Origin of the sequence: Clostridium nigeriense, from assembly GCF_050585245.1 — a bacterium.
Taxonomy (GTDB): domain Bacteria; phylum Bacillota; class Clostridia; order Clostridiales; family Clostridiaceae; genus Clostridium; species Clostridium nigeriense_A.
In genome coordinates, this window is record NZ_JBNOOF010000003.1 from 60,723 (window position 1) to 80,306 (window position 19,584).

The following is a 19,584-nucleotide window of genomic DNA, read 5'->3' on the forward strand; positions in this document are numbered from 1 at the left end:
AAATAAGGAGTGAAATAATAATGAAAGTTATTATTAGTTTGTTAAGTAATGCTGGAATTTTAGTGGGAATTATTTCGATGATAGGCTTAATATTACAGAGAAAATCAGCAGATGAGGTATTTAAGGGAACTACAAAAACTATTATTGGCTTTATGATTTTTAATATTGGTAGTTCAGCTATTAGTGGAACATTAGGAAATTTCAATAAGTTATTCCAAACAGGTTTTGGAATTGAGGGGGTAGTTACTCAAGTTGAAGCGGCAACTGCTCTTGCTCAAGATAAGTTTGGAACTATAGTTGCAATTGTAATGATAATTGGTTTTGCTATGAATTTATTTTTTGCTAGATTTACAAAATTTAAAAATATATTCTTAACTGGACAACATAGCTTATACTTTGCATGTGTTTTAACTTTAGTATTAAAAGCTTTTAATGTTAGTGATGTAGTTACTATTATTTGTGGAGGTATTATTTTAGGATTTAGTGCTGCAAGCTTACCAAGTCTATGTCAAAATTATATGAATAAGATAACTGGCAGTGATAGTTTAGCTATTGGACACTATAATCATATGGGTTATGCACTTTCAGGATTTATTGGTTCTAAGATAGGAGATCCAGAAAAAAGTACTGAAAATTTTAAATTTCCAAAATGGTTATCAATTTTTAGAGATTTTTTAATGAGCATTGCTATTGTTATGATTGTATTATTTTATGTTGCGGCTATTGCAGCAGGTAGGGAAGCTACACAAGAACTTGCAGGAAGTGCTCATTGGCTAGTATTCCCATTGCTTCAAGGTTTACAATTTACAGCTGGTATGAGCGTTTTAATAACAGGTGTTCGTATGTTTATATCAGAAATTACTGCAGCTTTCGTAGTAATTTCCGAAAAGTATATACCAAACTCAAGGCCTGCTGTTGATTGCCCAGCAGTGTTTCCATTTGCCCCTACAGCAGTTATTCTTGGATTTATAAGTGCTTATGCAGCAGGACTTGTGGCAATGGGATTTATGATCTTATTTAAGAGTCCTATTATAATGATTCCAGCTGCTAGTATAGCATTTTTCTCAGGTGGAACTGCAGGTGTATTCGGTAATGCAACAGGTGGATGGAAGGGATGTATTGCAGGTTCCTTCATAGTAGGAATATTATTAGTAACACTACCATTATTACTATATCCGATATTTGCTGATATGGGTATTGTTGGAGCATCTTTCCCAAATATAGATTATAACATTATAGGAACTATACTTTATAAGATTACTGAATTTATAACATCAATAGTTCATTAATTAAATAAAGTGCTAAGTATTTAAAATAGCACTATAAAAACTTATAAATTAAGAGCCGTAAAGGGGCTCTTAATTTATAAGTAGATAATAATTTAAAAAGTGTTTAATTAGAGGAAATGATAGGAGGTCACATTTTATGACTTTAAAGGAAAGAATGTTAAATGAAAAGTTATATGGTTCTTTTATTAAGATAATGACTAATACTTCTATAACAATATTAGCGAAAAATGCAGGTATGGATTTTTTATTTTATGACTGTGAGCATGGAATGTACACCTATGAAAGATTACATGACTTGTTATTAATGGGAAATGCCATAGATATGCCAGCTTTTGTTAGAGTTCCACAGTTAGCTAGAGGAGATATATCAAAAGCTCTAGATTGTGGTGCAACAGGGATAATGGTTCCCATGATAGAAAATAGGATTCAGGCTCAAAAGCTAGTTGAATGGTCTAAATATCTACCAATAGGTAAAAGAAGCTATGCAGGTGGAGCTAATACTAATTATAAAGGCTCTGGTAATCATAAAAATAATATGATGGAGATAAATGATAGGGTTATTACAGTTGCCCAAATTGAAACTGAGTTAGGAATAAAAAATATAGAAGAGATTGCTTCTGTAAAAGGTATAGATGCAATTATAGTAGGTCCTGCTGATTTAGCTATTTCTCTTGGAATACCTGAGGAATATTTTAACATTAAAGAAATTGATGCTATAGATAAAGTAGTAGAGGCCTGTAAGAAATATAAAAAGGGCTTTGGAATAATAGGTAAATTGGAATTAATTGAAAAATACAAGAAAGAAATAAACCTACTAATTACGAAAATAGACTTAGATATTATTAGAGAGGGATTTATAAAAGCTGTAGATGATATGAAATCACTCTATAAATAATTTTTCAAAGTTTTATATATAAGTGTTTAGAACAGTTTATGTATTTATAGTAGACAAAACTTGAACTTAAATAAGATTGAATAATTTATATTGAAAATTTACAATGTATATATTGATAGATAAAGATAAATCATTATTATTTTTTTAGTTACTGAGAAGATAGTAGATATATTAATATAGACTAAAATAATGTTATTAACACTTGTAAAGGTATTCAAATGTAAAAGGAGATGGAACATTATGTTAAGCAGTTATATAAATGAAAATCTTATTAGACTTAATGTATTAGCGAAGGATTGGGAGGATGCTATTAGAAAAGCAGGTGCAGCTTTATTAGAAAACAATAAAATTACAGAATCATATATTAATGCAATGGTAGAGTCTAAAAGAGAGTTTGGACCATATATAGTTATAACAAAGCATGTAGCTCTTCCTCATGCTAGACCTGAGATGGGAGCTAAAGAATTAGCTATTGGAATAACCACTTTAAAAAATTCTATTGAGTTTGGTAATAAGGCTAATGATCCTGTTAAATATGTTTTTTGTTTAAGTGCTAAGGATGGTGAAAGTCATATCCAAGCTATGTCAGAATTAGCAGAGCTTCTTGAGCAAGAAAAATTCTATAGTATTTTAGATAATGCTAAAGATCCTTCTGAAATTATGGATTATATAAGGGAAAATGAAAAATAAAAATTAGATATTTTAAATCCCGGTGGAAGTACCATTGGGATATTTTTTTAGGAGAATTTATGGTAAGTGATGAAATTTTAATTGTTAAATTTTTGCTCTAAGTTATTAGTATTTTGAAAGTGCATTCAAAATAAAAACGGTTTCACATCAATAAATATTAATAATTTATTAATAAATAGATAAAAAATTGAAAAATAATTATAAAAATTATTAAAATAGTAAAGTTTCTTAAAAAGTTCTACAAAGGTAGACACTTTAAATTTAGAGTACTATAATCTAGTGAGTTAGACTTTTAGTACAATTTATGGAGGAAATAAACTAAAAATGAAAAAGAAGGTTAGTATAGCATCGTTGCTTATAGCATTAGGAATAGTGTATGGAGATATAGGTACCTCTCCTTTGTATGTTATGAAATCAATGTTAACAGTAAATCATGGACAAGTTTCAAAGAATCTTATTTTAGGAGGAATCTCTTTAGTAATTTGGACATTAACTCTTCAAACAACTATAAAATATGTAATGATAACATTAGAAGCAGATAATAAGGGTGAGGGAGGAATATTTTCTTTATATACATTAGTTAGAAGAAATGCAAAGTGGCTTATTGTACCTGCTGTAATAGGAGGAGCCTCCTTACTTGCAGATGGAATGATTACTCCACCTGTAACAGTAACATCTGCAATAGAAGGTTTAACATTAGTTTTACCTATTGATACAAGGGGAATAATATTAATAGTGGTTACAATATTAACTATTTTATTTTCAATTCAGAGGTTCGGAACAGATGTAATTGGAAAATTATTTGGGCCAATGATGGTTTTATGGTTTTCAATGCTTTTCATATTAGGGTTTATTCAAATATTTGATTATCCAGAAATAATAAAAGCTTTAAATCCTTATTATGGTATACATTTAATTTTAACAAGTCCTAAAAGTATATACATTTTAGGAGCTGTATTCCTTTGTACAACAGGAGCAGAGGCCTTATATTCTGATTTGGGACATTGTGGGAAAAAAAATATACACTATACATGGGTTTTTGTTAAGATATGTTTAATTATGAATTATTTAGGACAAGGTGCATGGCTTATTGCAAGAGAAGGAAGTGTAATAAAAGATAACCCATTCTTTTTAATTATGCCAGAATGGTTTATAGTACCTGGAACAATAATAGCAACAATAGCTGCTATTATAGCTAGCCAAGCCCTTATAACAGGATCATTTACTTTAGTATCAGAAGCAATAAAATTAAATTTATTTCCAAAACTTAGAGTTAGATACCCTAATAACGACAAGGGGAAAATTTATATACCAGCTGTAAATATGTTACTTTATATTGGATGTATATTGTTAGTTTTTAAATTTAAGAAGTCAGAGAATATGGAAGCTGCCTATGGATTAGCTATTACAATAACAATGTTAATGACAACAATTTTATTAACACAGTATTTAAGATTTAATAAGAAGAAAAAAGTTTTATCTTGGATAGTTTGTATTACATTTATGACAATTGAAGGCGGATTCCTATATGCAAACTTATTTAAGTTTTTACATGGAGGATATGTAACTGTAATTATTGCAGGACTTCTTATTTTCCTTATGTATATATGGATATATGGGACTATTATTAGAAAAAGATTTAGACAGTATGTTAATATATTAGATTTTAAAGAGCATTTTAAAGCTCTTCAAGAAGATCAAGAATTACCTCTTTATGCAACTAATATAGTTTATTTAACAGAATCTTTAAATTATAAGATGATTGAGAAAAAAATAGTTTATTCTATATTTAATAAGCAGCCAAAACGAGCAAAATTTTATTGGTTTGTAAATATAAAAGTAACAGATGAACCATATACAGAAGAATACGTAGTTAGAACTATTGTTCCAAATGAAGCTTATAGTGTTCAATTTAATCTTGGATTTAGAATAGATCAAAGAATAAATATGTTTTTACATAAAGTAATTCAAGACTTAGCCCAAAATGGAGAAATTAAATATGAACCAAAGAAGTATATGATGAATCAAAAGAGTGAATTTGTATTTGGAGATTTCAAATTTATACTATTAGAAGAAGTTCTTTCAAATGAAAGTGAACTTTCAAGATGGGATAATTTTATAACAAGTACAAAATTATCAATTAAAAAGCTAACAGTATCTCCATCAAAATGGTTTGGAATAGATACTAGTAATGTTGAGATAGAAAAAGCACCTATTATAATAGGACATAGAGAAGTTCCAAAGTTAACAAGAGTATTTCCAAAGTGTATGAAACCTTGCACGGGAAAAAAAGTATTATAGAAGCAATTGTACTCCAGAAGGAATTCTTCTGGAGTACAATTATTTTCCAAAACTTTCCGATTGTACTTCCGTTTTATCTATGTTAAATGTATAATTTTGTTAGGGGAGGCATTTGGAAATTTATGTATAAAAGAAAAATAAGAAGTAGGCTTTTGATATTCTTTTTGGTTATTACTTTTTTGCCTATAACAACTTTAGGTGTATTTTCTAACTTAATTTATACAAAAATTGTTGAGAATAAAGTTAATCAGCATACAGAGCAAATGATAAATCAAATAGAGTTAAATATAGATAACTATATAAAATCAGTAGAAAATATTCTTATGTATATATCTAATTCAGAGGATATAATAAACTTTTTAAATCAATCAGATGAAGGTAATGAAACTTATGAATTAAATACTTTGGAGGAGAGAATAAAAAGAAGTTTAAAAGTATATACTGATATAAATTCTGAAATATTTGGATTATTAATTGTTAATAATGATGATAAATATATAAGCAACGAATTAGAGAAAAAAACAAGAGATTCACTAACAAGTGAAATATGGTACATGGAATCTATTAATAAAAGTGAAAAGGTACACTTTTTTAGTAAGCCTATTGGACGAAATTTAAGGTCATATAAAAGTTATAGTGCAGAAGATATAATATCTATCAGTAAAGCTGTTATAGATAAAAATACTAATGAGCCTATAGGTGTTGTTATGGCTGATATTAATTTAAAAAAGTTTGATGATATAATAAAGGACAATTATATTGGTGAAAAAGGATTTTTTTATCTGTTAGATAATAACAATAATATAGTATATTCTCCTGTTAATCCAATAATATATAGAATAAATAGTAATAATTTTGATAGTAAGACAGATAGTTTCATAAGATCTATAAATAATGAAACCTTTAAGATAATGTATACTACAAGTAATGTAACTGGATGGAAGAGTATAGGTGTATTTTCTTTTAAGGATATATCTAAAGACATAACAGTTATGGAAAGGTTTACTTTGATAATAGCTATAGCTACTTCTTTTTTAGCTGTATTTTTTTCGCTTTTATTTACAAATAGTATAGTAACACCTATTAAGGAGTTAAAAACTTTAATGAAGGGGGTAGAGTCTGGAGACTTAGATTTAAAGTTTGAAGAGGAGAGATATAGAAACGAATTTGGAGAGCTGGGTCATAGTTTTAATCATATGGTAAGTGAAATAAAAAAACTTATTAATATGGTATATAGGGAGCAAAGAAGTAAAAGAAAGGCAGAGATAGAGACATTGCAAGCTCAGATAAAGCCACATTTTTTATATAATACCTTAGACACTATAGCTTGGATGGCAGAGGATTATAATGCAAAAGATATTGTTAATTTAGTTGGAGCATTAACAAAAGTATTTAGAATTGGATTAAGTAAGGGGAAGGAAGTAATTAATCTTAAAGATGAAATTGCACATATTAATAGTTATTTAATTATACAAAAATATAGATATGAAGATAAATTAAGCTACGAAATAAACTTTGATAAAGATATTTTAGATACTTTAATTTTAAAGCTTATTACTCAACCGATAGTAGAAAATGCTATTTACCATGGCATAAAGGAAAAGAGAGGCAAGGGAAGCATAAGTATTAATTTTAGAAAGATTGATGATGAAATAATAATTACTGTTGAGGATAATGGAGCAGGAATGCCAGAGGAAAAGCTTGAGAATATAAATTCCATGTTAGAGACAAGCAATAGTTTTTGTATCGATTCAGAAAGTGGCTCAGGATATGGAATATCTAATGTTAATACTAGGATTAAACTTACTTATGGACAAATATATGGATTACGATATTACAGTAAATTAGGAGAGGGGACAAAGGTAGAAATAACATTACCATTTGAGAATAATTATAAGGGGTAGGAGGGAAGTTATCTTTGATTAAAGTTTTGATTGCTGATGATGAGCCCAGAATAAGGAGAGGAATTAAAAGTATAATAAACTTTGAAGACGAGGGATTTGAGTTAGTTGGTGAAGCAGAGGATGGAGAAGAAGCATTAAGTTTAGCTAAAGAAAAAAATCCAGATATATTATTATTAGATATCTGTATGCCCTTTTTAAATGGCATTCAATTAATAGAGGAGTTAAATGGAGTTTTATATAATCCAGTTGTAATAATAATATCAGGACATGATGAATTTAATTATGCACAAGCTGCTCTAAGACTTAAAGTTTTTGATTATATTTTAAAACCTATCGATAGAGATAATTTTAAAACCTTGCTTTTTAAAGCAAAGGAAGAGGTTATTTTCAGGAGGAAAGAAAGTGAAAGAGAAAACTTTAAAAATATGGTTCTTGAAAATAATATTTCTTATTTAAAGGATGATTTTTTTAAGTCTTGGGTAAGTGGAAAATTAGATTATGATGAATTAAAAATAAAAATGAAGAATTTTAATATAAATTATTCTAATAATATGGGACTTGCATTAATCAAAATATTAGAAAAAAATTTTGTTGGTATTGTTAATAAAAATGAAAGAGAATTAATTTCATATGGAATTGTTAATCTTTCAAAGGATTTTATGAGTAGCTTTAATAATCTATATGTATTTCAATATTCATCATCTAGAGTAGTGCTATTATGTGAGGTAGAATCTATAAGGTTATGGAAAGATACTTTGTTAAATTTAGAAGAGAAAATAAGTAGTTTATTTAGTATTGATATTATAATTGAAAATTCTTTATTAAGTAAGAATCCAATGGAGATTAAAGATGTCTTTAGTAAATTAAAAAGTAATGTTTTAGAAAAAAGCAAGAAGACACCTATAGTTTTAGAGGTTGAGAAATATATAAAAAAGAATTATGGAAATGAAAACTTATCTATTGAGAAGTTATCTAACAAACTTGGAATTAGTCAGACTTATTTAACACGTTTATTAAAGAAGGAACTTGGAATGAATTTTATTGATTACTTAACTTATGTTAGGATTCAAAACTCCATAGAGCTTATGAAGGAGTCTTCTATTAAAATATATGAAATTGCTAGTTTAGTAGGATATAGTACTCAGCATTATTTTAGTAATGTATTTAAAAAGCATATGGGAATGTCTCCAAATGATTATAGGATGTGCATGAATAATGAAGATTAAATATGAGGATTCTATTTATTTTATTGCTATTGTTTTACTTATAGTTTTCTCTATATTTACAATAGGAGTTATTGTTTGTAGCAAAGTAATTATAAATGATGAAGAAGAGGAAAAGACATTTATAATAGGTGTTTCTCAATCGCAATTAATGGAACCTTTGCAAATTAAAATAAATGAAGAGATAAAAAAGGAAGCCAGTAATTATAATAATATTCAAGTGATATATTTAGATGCAGTAGGAAGCGCTAGTAAGCAAATTGATGATATTGATAAGCTTATGAATTTTGATATAGATCTATTAATTATTTCTCCAGCAAATTCTAAGAGTGTGACTAGTAAGGTTTCAGAAGTTTATAAAGAGATACCCGTAATAGTTTTAGATAGAGGAGTAGAAGGATATGATTATACCTTATATATAGGCCCTGATAATAGTACTTTAGGAAAGCAAGTTGGAGATTGTGTTATAGATTTATTAGGTGATGATGGTGGAAATATAGTTGAGATAAAAGGCAATTTAGATTCAAATGCAACTATTGAAAGAAGTAGTGGTTTTAGGAGTAAGATTAATCAATATAATAATATAAATTTAGTAAGTGATATAAGTATAAACTGGAATCGTGATGAAGCAGAAGATAAAATGAAAAAGATTTTTGAAAATAATGATGATATTGATTTAGTTTTTGCTCATAATGATGCAATGGCTTTAGGAGCATATAATGCATATAAAAACTCTAATTATAATAAAGAGATAAAGTTTATTGGTATTGATGGATTAACAGGAGAAATGGGAGGATTAAATTTAGTTGAAAATGGGATTTTTAATTCTACCTTTACTTGTCCAACGGGTGGGAAAGAAGCAATTCAATATGCAGTTGATATTTTGAATAAAGAAAAGGGAATTCCTAAAAAAGTTATATTAAGAAGTAGCTTAATTACTAAAGATAATATTAATGAGTACACATTACAAAAAGAAACGAATAAAGAAAGTGATAAAATAACTTTAGGATTTTGTAATGTTGGAAATGAAGGCGGTTGGAGAGAGGCTAATGAAAAATCAATAAAAAATGCAGCTAATGATTTTGGAATTGATTTAATATATGCTGAAGCAGATTTAAATTATGAAAAGCAAATAGATATACTAAATAGATTTATAGACTTGGATGTAGATATAATTTCATTCTCTCCTGTTAAGGAAGATGGCTTTGAGGAAGTGTTAAAACGAGCGAAAAAAGCTAATATACCAGTTATCTTAGCAGATAGAACTATAAATATAGAAGATAAGACTTTGTATAATACTTTTCTAGGATCAGATTTTAGAGAAGAAGGAAGACGGGCAGCAAGATGGTGTATTGATAATTTAGGAAACAATATAAAAGTTTTCGAAATTCAAGGGATTTTAGGTTCAACACCAACTACTGAAAGAAAAAAAGGCTTTGAGGAAGTGATAGCATCGTCTAATAATAATATAAAAATAGTTCAGTCTGATAGTGGAGACTATAACTTTGAAGGTGGAAAAAAGGTAATGTGGAATTTTCTTAATGAAAGCTATAAAAAATATAGTGATTTACAAATATTGGTTTTCTCTCATAATGATGACATGGCTCTTGGAGCAATAGAAGCAATTGAGGAATACGGACTTAAGCCAGGCGTAGATATAAAAATAGTATCAATAGATGCTATAAAGCAAGGAATTTTAGCAATGAAAGAAGGAAAAATAAACTGCATTATAGAATGTAATCCACTCATCGGACCAGAAATAATGAAACTTTCGAAAGATATATTAAGTGGAAAAGACACAACAAGTATGATAATTACAGATGAGAAGATATTTGAAGAACAAGACTTTGATAGAGAGTGGTTAAATAGGACATATTAGAATTAAAAATGAAGAATTACTACCTTCAGTTTTGAAGTGCTTCTATTAATTTTGCGATGACTTGGAGCGAAAAGATAGAATAAAAATTCATAATTCCGAGGAATGAGGAATTATTACCTTTATTTTATAGAAGTAATTATCTTGTGTTAGAGCGACTTGGAGCTTGCGACGGAGCTGCTAACACAACATAATTACTTATTTTTTTATTTTGTGCAGAAAATCGAAAATCAGTTAGTTTTTTTACAAATACTTATATGGAAAAATATGCTAATATATATCTGATATTTATAAAAAAATTGAAAGGGGAAATGTAAATGCTAATGAATAAGCTAAAGCGGTGTATATCAACTTTATTGATGATAGTATTTGTACTTTCTACATGTTTTGAAAACGTTGTATATTCTTTAAACTTAGAATCTGAGGTAAGCTTAAATGATTTACTTTTATATTATGAGTTTAATGAAACATCAGCTACTTCTGGGACTATAATTAAGGATTCTTCTGGAAATGGAAATGATGGGGTATTAAATGGAAGTGGTGCAGAAGTTAGTGATGGTGTATTAACATTACCAGGGGGAAATGCTAATAGTAATGCAGCTTATGTTGAAATGCCAAAAGGACTTTTTGATAGCAAGGATACTTTAACTATTTCAGTGTGGTTAAAAAATGAAACGGGTGCAGGAAATTATAGCGCTATGTTTTTTGGAACTATGGAAAGTTTACCAACTCAATACTGGCTTTTGAATCCATCAGCGCCTAATGGATGTTTCAAATCTGTATTTACTAATTCCGTGAATGTAAGCCAACCATGGTCAACAGAAAAAGGAATTTCATCGGGACAAAAAACTGATAATAGCTGGGCTTTATTTACAACAGTAATAACTCCCAAAACTGATAGTAATAATGGTGAATTAAAGGCATATTACAATGGAAAATATATTGGAGGGGATGTTTTAACTAGAAATGTAAGTGATTTTGGTAAGAATTTAGTAGCTTATATAGGAAGATCATCTTATTCAGATATTTTCTATAAAGGCAAGGTGAAGGAAGTAAAAGTGTATAATAAGGAACTTTCAGATGAAGAAATAAAAGAAGATTATTTTAACTTAGCAAGTGAAGAGGCTATAAATAATGCATTATTAGAAGATAGTAATGCTTTAAATATAGAAAATAGAAATATTATTGAAGATATATCCTTACCACAAAAGGGAAGTATAAATTATTCTAAAATAACTTGGACTTCTTCTAATGAAGAATATATTTCAAATAGTGGTGTTGTTAATAGACCAGAAGATAGTGATAAGGAAGTATCTTTAAAGGCAACATTAACATTGGGTGTAAAGAATATTGATAAAACTTTTAACTTAACAGTTTTATCAAGTAATATTCAAAATGACTTAAATGAAGTAGTAAGAAATTTTAATTTAAATGCAGGCTATGTAGATAAAGATTTTATATTACCCAATACTGCTGGTAAGGACTCTAAAGTAAATTGGACTAGTTCCAATGAAGACTATATAACTAATGAGGGAAAGGTAACAAGACCTACGGTGGGAGAAGGAAATAAAGAGATAACTTTAAAGGCTGAAATTGAATTGAATGGTGTAAAGGCTACAAAGGAATTTTTAGTAACAGTTATAGAAGAATATTATGGATACCTAATGAGCTATACAAAATCAGACAATGGTGTTTTAGATAATAGCTTACACTTAGGATATAGCATTGATGGAAGCAATTTTACAGCATTGAATTCTAATAGTGGAATTTTATTTGCTAAAAATACATCCACTACTAAAAATGATAATAAAAATGGACTTAAATCTCCATTTATATTTAGAAAAAATAATGGAACATATGGAATAATTGCAACAAATAATGATAGCTCCCCATACGTTTATATCTATGAATCAGAGGATTTAATTAATTTTTATAATGAGACTAAGATAACTTTAAATAACAGCAATATAAAAGTATTATCTCCCCAATGTTATTATGATAATTCTACTGGAGATTATATTATAAATTGGGCGGATGGTAATAATAAGTATAAAAATACAACTAAAGACTTTATAAACATAAGTCAACCTATTGAAGAAGAGTATGAAGTTTTAGGAAAAAATGATAGTGCAGTTTTACCTGACAAGGCTATAAATGGAAATATAATTCAAGTTACAAAGGATGAGTATTTTAAAGTAGTTAATAAACTAGGGGTTATATCCAACACAGGAATAGAAGAGGTTAATATCAATATTTCAAATAATGAAGAGCTTAACTTACCAGAATTAGTAACTGGAAATTATAGTGATGGTTCTACTGCATCACTTTCTGTTGAATGGAGTCAGGAAGATATAGATAAAATTAATTTTAGTAAACCAGGAGTCTATACAGTAAACGGCTCTGTTAGTAGAAAAGAATATGAAAATCCATTTATTGAGGAAAAGGCAGATCCATGGATTACAAAAGGTAGTGATGGATATTATTATTTCACAGCATCTTATCCTATGTATGGATCAAGTGATAAAAATGGATATAGCAAGGTGACTTTAAGGAGATCAGAAACTATAGAAGGTCTTATGGAATCTGAGGAAATTACAATTTGGGATAGTAAGAATTCCAGTAAAATATTTAGATATATATGGGCCCCAGAAATTCATGAAATAAATGGAGTTTGGTATGTATATTTTACAGGTAGCACAAGTTCTAGTAACGTTTGGGGAATTAAACCTCATGTTCTTCAGTGTACAGGGAATAACCCAATGAATCCAAATTCATGGGTAGAAAAGGGGGTATTCCAAACAACTGAGGGTGATAGTTTCTCCTTTAAAGATTTCTCATTAGATATGACTTACTTTGAAAGTAATGGTGAACATTATGTAATCTGGGCTCAAAAGGGTGTAGCATCAGATTTATATATGGCAACTATTAATCCAGATGAGCCTTGGAAACTAATATCTAAGCCTATGTTATTGACTACTCCTGAATATGCTTGGGAGAGAATATATGAAAATGTAAATGAAGGGCCAGCTGTAATTAAGAGAAATGGTAAAGTCTTTGTTTATTATTCAGCTTCTGCAACTGGTGTTGAATATTGTATGGGAGTTTTATCTGCAGATGAAAATTCAGATTTAATGAAGCAAGAGTCTTGGAGTAAAAATCCTTATCCAGTTTTAACATCTAATGATGTTCCAGGAGAATATGGACCAGGACATAATTCATTTACTATTGATGAAAATGGAAATGATGTTTTTGTTTATCATGCAAGATCAGAGGAGTGTTATGAAGATAAATGTGATTATGCAAGTGAATCTCCTCTATATGATCCATGTAGACATGCAAGAGTTAGAAATGTTCACTGGGCAGCTGATGGAACACCGATATTGAAAATGACAAGTGATCAAGCGGTTTCTTCAGAAAATAAAAATATAGAAGCAACAATTACAGTTGAGGGAGTTGTTGAAGAGAGTAGTAATATACTTCATTATGATATGACTATTGAAAATGGAACATTAGTAGATAAGTCAGGTAATAAAAATGGTAGTATAAAAAATTTAAAGGACGAAGATGTAAAAGATGGTAGATTAGTATTTAATAATGATAGTGATCCTTTATATGTTGAGATACCAGATGGAACAGTAAATGGATTAAAGGATATTACAATTTCAGCTATAGTAAATTGGAAGGGTGGAGTTAATGCATCTTGGTTATATACCTTAGGAAGTGATAGTGGTAAGTATTTATTTGTTACTCCATCTAATAATTCATCTAAGCTTCAATCAGGTTTTGCATATGGAAGTAATCTAAATGGTTGGCAGACTGAAAAGGCTGCATCTCACACAACAAAATTAACATCTAATGAATGGTCGATGGTTACGATTACTTTTGATTCAGATAATAACACATTATCTCTATATCTAAATGAAAATTTAGTAGGAGAAAACAAAAATATTAGCTATGAATTAGAAGATATATTAAAAAGCGGAAGTGTTAATGGGTATATAGGAAAATCTTTTTATTCTGCTGATCCTTATTTTAGTGGAGAATTAGCTGATTTTAAAATATTTAATAAAGCTTTAAACTCAGAAGAAATTATGGAATTAAATGACGAAAGTGATGATTTAATATTAAATCTTTCAGTAAGTTCTGTAGAATATGAAACTATATTAAATGGAAATAAGGACAAGGATAATATAGTAAGTGATTTAAAGCTTCCAACTTCAATAGGAGCTGTAAGTATAGAATGGGAAAGCTCTGATGAAAGTGTTATATCAAAGGAAGGTAAGGTAATAGCTTCTACAGAAAATAAAGATGTAGTATTAAAAGCTAAATTTAAATATGCTAATAAATCTATTGAAAAAACTTTTAATTTTACAGTATTAAGAGAAATGACTGCATTAGAAAAGTTAAACTATGATAAAGATTTATTAATAATTAACAATATTGATGATGTTAGAGGAAATTTAACTTTATTAACTAATGGATACTATGGATCTAATATAACATGGACATCATCTGATGAGTCTATAATTGCTTCAAAAGATAATGGAGATATTAAGGCAGGAGTTGTTACTAGACAAGATGATGATGTGGAAGTAAAGTTAGTTGCAACATTAACCTTAGATAATGAAATAGTAACAAAGGAGTTTACTGCTAAAGTAAAGGCAAAAGTAAAGAATCTTGATTATAAGGGATATATATTTACTTATTTTATAGGAGAAAACTTTGCAAATGGTGAACAAATTTATTTAGGAGCAAGTAAGGATGGACTAAATTGGGAAGAGTTAAATGATAATAAGCCAATTTTAACCTCTGACTTAGGAGAAAAGGGTGTAAGAGATCCATTTATAATTAGATCGCCAGAAGGAGATAAGTTCTATTTAATTGCTACAGATTTAAAAATATATAATGGAAATGGTTGGGGAGCAGCACAAAGTAGTGGAAGCCAAAGCATTATGGTATGGGAATCTACTGATTTAGTTAATTGGTCTAATCAAAGAATGGTAGAGGTAGCAATTGATACAGCCGGATGTACTTGGGCACCTGAGGCAGTGTATGACAAAACAACTGGAGAGTATGTAGTATTCTGGGCATCAAAGGATAATGATAGACCAGATTCAAATGGAAATTATCATCATAGAATCTACTACGCAAAGACTAGAGATTTTTATACTTTTACTGAACCAGAGCTTTATTATTCAATAGAGCTAGATAATAATTCAGCAACAGATGTAATTGATACAACTATTATTGAAGATAATGGAACCTATTATAGATTTACTAAAAATGAAGTAACAAAGAAGGTATTTTTAGAAAAGAGTGACGCTATATTTGGAACATGGACTAAGGTAGATTCAAATGTTACTGGTTTTAATGGTGTTGAAGGACCAACTATTTTTAAATTTAATGATAGGGATGAATGGTGTCTATTATTAGATGAATATAGTGGAATAAAATATTACCCGTCAGTAACTGATAGTTTAGAGGGAGGACAATTTGTAAAGTTAGATACATCAGAGTATTCATTACCAAAGGGGGCTTCACCATATGGTCCAAGACATGGAACAGTATTATCAGTTACTCAAGAAGAATATGATAATATAATGAAAGCTTATGGAGATGGTAGTTATGTTGCTAAGTATAATTTAGAAATAGAAGTTTCAGAAGCAAGAAAGATAACTGATGAAGACTTAGAAAATGTAATACCAAGTGTTGTTAGAGAATTTAGAGAAGTATTAGAAAATGCAGAAAGTATATTAGTTGATGAAGCATCGACTCAAGAACAAGTTGATATAGCTACAGAGGATTTAAAAACAATAATGATGAAATTGCTTTCATCTCTTAAGGGAGATAAGAGTGATTTAATTGAATTAGCAAATAAAGTAGAAAGTTTAGAAGAAGATAAGTATTTCTTAGAAGAATGGAATAAGCTTCAAAGTAAATTAGAAAATGCAAAGATTGTTATAAATGATGATAATGTATTAGAAGAAGATGTTAATAAGGCTTATACAGCTTTATTAGAAGCATATTTAAATTTAAAGCCAAGACCGAATAAAGAAGCATTAATTAATTTAATAAATAGTGCAAAGGCTATAGATTCTTCAAAATATACCAAGGAAAGTTTTGAGGTACTTAAAGAGGCTTTAGCACTTGCTGAAGAAGTATTAAATAATGAAGAAGCTACAGAAGAAGAGGTTCATAACGCTGAGGATATTTTAAATGAAGCTATTAGTAATTTAAAAGAAGATGATTCTAATAATCCTGGAAATGGCGATGATGATAATGGAAACAATAATAACGGCAATAACAATGGAAATAATGGTAATGGAAATAATAATGGCAACAACAGTAGCAATAGTAATAATGATGGGAATAACAATAATAGTAATAATGTTTCAAATAATAATAAAAATAACAATCTACCAAGTACAGGAGGAAGAAATACTTCATTAATTTTCTTAGGTGCAGTATTAGTAATTGGAGTAGGAGTTTTATTTATAAAGAGAGAAAAAGTAAAAAGAGAACAAGATAAATAAAGATTAAAGTAAAAAAAGATTGATTGCCTAATTAAGTAATCAATCTTTTTTACTCTTTATGAAATATTACCTTCAGTTTTTAGAAGTAAATATGTTATTTTAGGGCGACTTGGAGCTTGCGACGGAGCAACTAATATAACATATTTACTTGTTTTTTATTTTGGTTGTGCAGAATTTTATAAATTATACTTTTTTATTATAAATACATTTTCTGTAAAAAATATTAAAATCTAATTGTAATCGTAATCAAAGAAGTTTATGAGGGGGATTAAAAATGAAATTTAAAAAGTTATTATCATTAGTATTAGCTGGAGCAATGGCTCTTTCTATTGGATGTTCTAGTGGGGGGAATAAAGCTGAAGGCGAGGGAAGTGGAGATACTTCAGGAGATAAAATTGTCGTAGGTTATGCACAATTAGGAGCAGAAAGCGAATGGAGAACTGCATGTACTAACTCTATTAAAGAGGAAGCTGAGAAGAGAGGAATAGAATTGAAATTCTCTGATGCACAGCAAAAGCAAGAGAATCAAATAAAGGCAATTCGTTCTTTTATAGCTCAAGGGGTAGATGTTATAGGTGTATCTCCAGTTGTTGAATCTGGATGGGAAACTGTATTTAAGGAAGTTAAGGATGCAGGAATTCCATTAGTATTAGTTGATAGAAAAGCTGATGTTTCAGAAGATCTTTATACTTGTTATTTAGGTTCTGACTTCGTAGAAGAAGGAAGAAAGGCAGCAGATGAGCTTGCTAAATTAATAGATTCAAAGGGAAACATAGTTGAACTTCAAGGAACTGTTGGATCTTCAGCAGCTGTTGGAAGACAAGAAGGATTCTTAGAAAGATTAAATGAAAAGTATCCTGATATTAAGATTATTAAGTCTCAGACTGGTGATTTTACAAGAGCTAAAGGAAAAGAAGTTATGGAAGCTTTCTTAAAGTCTGATGGTGAAAATATTGATGCTTTATTCTCTCATAATGATGATATGGCAATAGGAGCTATACAAGCTATTGAGGAGTATGGTAAGAAGCCAGCTGAAGATATAAAAATTGTTTCAGTTGATGCAGTTAAGGGTGCTTTTGAAGCTATGATAGCTGGTAAATTAAATGTTACAGTTGAATGTAACCCACTACTTGGACCACAATTCTTTGATGTTTGTGAAGATATAGTTGCAGGCAAAGATGTTACTAAGTATATTCCATCAGAAGAGGGTGTATTTAGACAAGACACAGCAGCACAAGACCTTCCAAATAGAAAGTATTAATTTAGATTAATTTTCTTTAATTTAATGTGAGCTGTTGCATAGAAAAATTTATACTTGCAACAGCTTATGTTAAATCTAAAAAAAGGAGATGTAGCAATGAAAGAAAAAAATGTATTACTTAAAATGAAAAATATAAGTATAGAGTTTCCAGGAGTAAAGGCATTAGATAAAGTTAATTTTACTTTGAGAAGTGGAGAAATACATGCACTAATGGGTGAAAATGGAGCAGGAAAATCAACTTTAATTAAGGTATTAACAGGAGTTGAAAAGCTAGATAGTGGAGATATTGCTTTCTTAGGAAATAAAATAAATCCAAAATCAACATACGAAGCTCAAGAGCTTGGAATAAGCACGGTATATCAAGAGGTAAACTTATGCAGTAACATATCAGTGGCAGAAAATATCTTTATTGGAAGAGAGCCTATGAAGTTTGGCAGAATCAATTGGAAAGAAATAAATAGAAGAGCAATTTTAGCTATGAAAAAGCTAAATATAGATATCGATGTAACAAAGAGCCTAGATAGTTATTCTGTTGCTATTCAACAAATGGTTGCAATTGCAAGAGCAGTTGATATTGAAGCTAAAATATTAATTTTAGATGAACCAACAGCAAGTTTGGATGAAAAAGAAGTTGAAAAGTTGTTTGAAATAATGAAAAATTTGAAATCTCAAGGTATAGGAATAATATTTGTTACTCATTTTTTAGATCAAGTATATGAAATTACAGATACTATCACAGTTTTAAGGAATGGAAAGTTAGTTGGAGAATATAAAACTAGCGAATTATCAAAGGTTCAATTAGTAGCAAAAATGATTGGAAAAGATTATGGTGAGATAAATTCTAATATCAAGCCAGTTGAGAATATAAATAGTGAAAATGAAAGAGAAGTTTTATTAGAGGCAATAAATTTAGGAAAAAGAAATTCTATAAAGCCTTTTGATACAGTTATTTATAAAGGAGAAGTACTTGGGTTAGCTGGATTATTAGGTTCTGGTAGAACTGAACTTGTTAATTTATTATTTGGAATAGAAAAGGCTGATACAGGAGAAATAGTTATTAATAATAAAAAGAAGAAAATGGACAATCCTTTAGTAGCTATGAAAAATGAAATTGCATACTGCCCTGAAGATAGAAAAAGAGAAGGAATAATACCTAATCTATCTATAAGAGAAAATATCATGTTAGCTCTTCAAGTAAAGAAAGGTTGGTTTAAATATATTCCAATTAAAGAGCAAGAGAAAATTGCAGAAGAATATATTAAGTTATTAGACATTAAGACTCCATCAGCAGAAAAACTTGTTAAGGAGCTAAGTGGAGGTAATCAACAAAAAGTTATTTTAGCAAGGTGGTTATTAACAAAGCCAAAGCTTCTAATTTTAGATGAGCCTACAAGAGGAATAGATATTGGGACAAAGGCTGAAATTCAAAAATTAGTATTAGATTTAGCAAAACAAGGGATTTCAGTAATATTTATTTCTTCAGAATTAGATGAAATGCTTAGAACTTGCAGTAGATTAATAGTTTTAAGAGATAAAATTAAAATTAAAGAACTTATAGGTAAAGACTTAGAAAGTAATATTATTATGAATACTATAGCAGGGGGTAAGTAGG

General features: G+C 29.0%; 10 protein-coding genes. All 10 read left to right on the forward strand.

What is annotated here, in order from left to right; genetic code table 11:
* The first annotated feature begins 20 nt into the window (after nucleotides 1-20).
* Complete coding sequence (locus ACQPUY_RS06435; RefSeq protein ID WP_430840319.1) at nucleotides 21-1,289, forward strand: PTS ascorbate transporter subunit IIC; 1,269 nt, start codon at nucleotides 21-23, stop codon at nucleotides 1,287-1,289.
* Between the two features lie 136 nt (nucleotides 1,290-1,425).
* Entirely contained in the window at nucleotides 1,426-2,184 is a 759-nt protein-coding gene (locus ACQPUY_RS06440) for an HpcH/HpaI aldolase family protein (protein WP_430840320.1), read from the forward strand.
* A gap of 240 nt (nucleotides 2,185-2,424) precedes the next feature.
* Nucleotides 2,425-2,874, forward strand: a complete 450-nt coding sequence (locus ACQPUY_RS06445; protein WP_430840321.1) for a PTS sugar transporter subunit IIA — start codon at nucleotides 2,425-2,427, stop codon at nucleotides 2,872-2,874.
* Between the two features lie 324 nt (nucleotides 2,875-3,198).
* The gene (locus ACQPUY_RS06450) at nucleotides 3,199-5,175 is read left to right on the forward strand and encodes a KUP/HAK/KT family potassium transporter (RefSeq protein ID WP_430840322.1); all 1,977 of its coding nucleotides are present in this window, start codon (nucleotides 3,199-3,201) and stop codon (nucleotides 5,173-5,175) included.
* A 122-nt stretch (nucleotides 5,176-5,297) separates the two neighbouring features.
* Nucleotides 5,298-7,079 (forward strand): sensor histidine kinase, encoded by a 1,782-nt coding sequence (locus tag ACQPUY_RS06455; RefSeq protein WP_430840323.1) that lies wholly within the window; start codon nucleotides 5,298-5,300, stop codon nucleotides 7,077-7,079.
* Between the two features lie 14 nt (nucleotides 7,080-7,093).
* Complete coding sequence (locus tag ACQPUY_RS06460) at nucleotides 7,094-8,305, forward strand: response regulator transcription factor (RefSeq protein WP_430840324.1); 1,212 nt, start codon at nucleotides 7,094-7,096, stop codon at nucleotides 8,303-8,305.
* On the forward strand, nucleotides 8,295-10,181 hold the full coding sequence (locus tag ACQPUY_RS06465) for a substrate-binding domain-containing protein (protein ID WP_430840325.1): 1,887 nt from the start codon (nucleotides 8,295-8,297) through the stop codon (nucleotides 10,179-10,181). Before ACQPUY_RS06460 ends, ACQPUY_RS06465 begins: the two co-directional genes overlap by 11 nt.
* 314 nt (nucleotides 10,182-10,495) lie before the next feature.
* Nucleotides 10,496-16,711, forward strand: a complete 6,216-nt coding sequence (locus ACQPUY_RS06470; protein WP_430840326.1) for an immunoglobulin-like domain-containing protein — start codon at nucleotides 10,496-10,498, stop codon at nucleotides 16,709-16,711.
* Between the two features lie 274 nt (nucleotides 16,712-16,985).
* Complete coding sequence (locus tag ACQPUY_RS06475) at nucleotides 16,986-17,972, forward strand: ABC transporter substrate-binding protein (RefSeq protein ID WP_430840327.1); 987 nt, start codon at nucleotides 16,986-16,988, stop codon at nucleotides 17,970-17,972.
* A gap of 96 nt (nucleotides 17,973-18,068) precedes the next feature.
* Nucleotides 18,069-19,583, forward strand: a complete 1,515-nt coding sequence (locus ACQPUY_RS06480; protein ID WP_430840328.1) for a sugar ABC transporter ATP-binding protein — start codon at nucleotides 18,069-18,071, stop codon at nucleotides 19,581-19,583.
* Nucleotide 19,584: the final 1 nt, after the last annotated feature.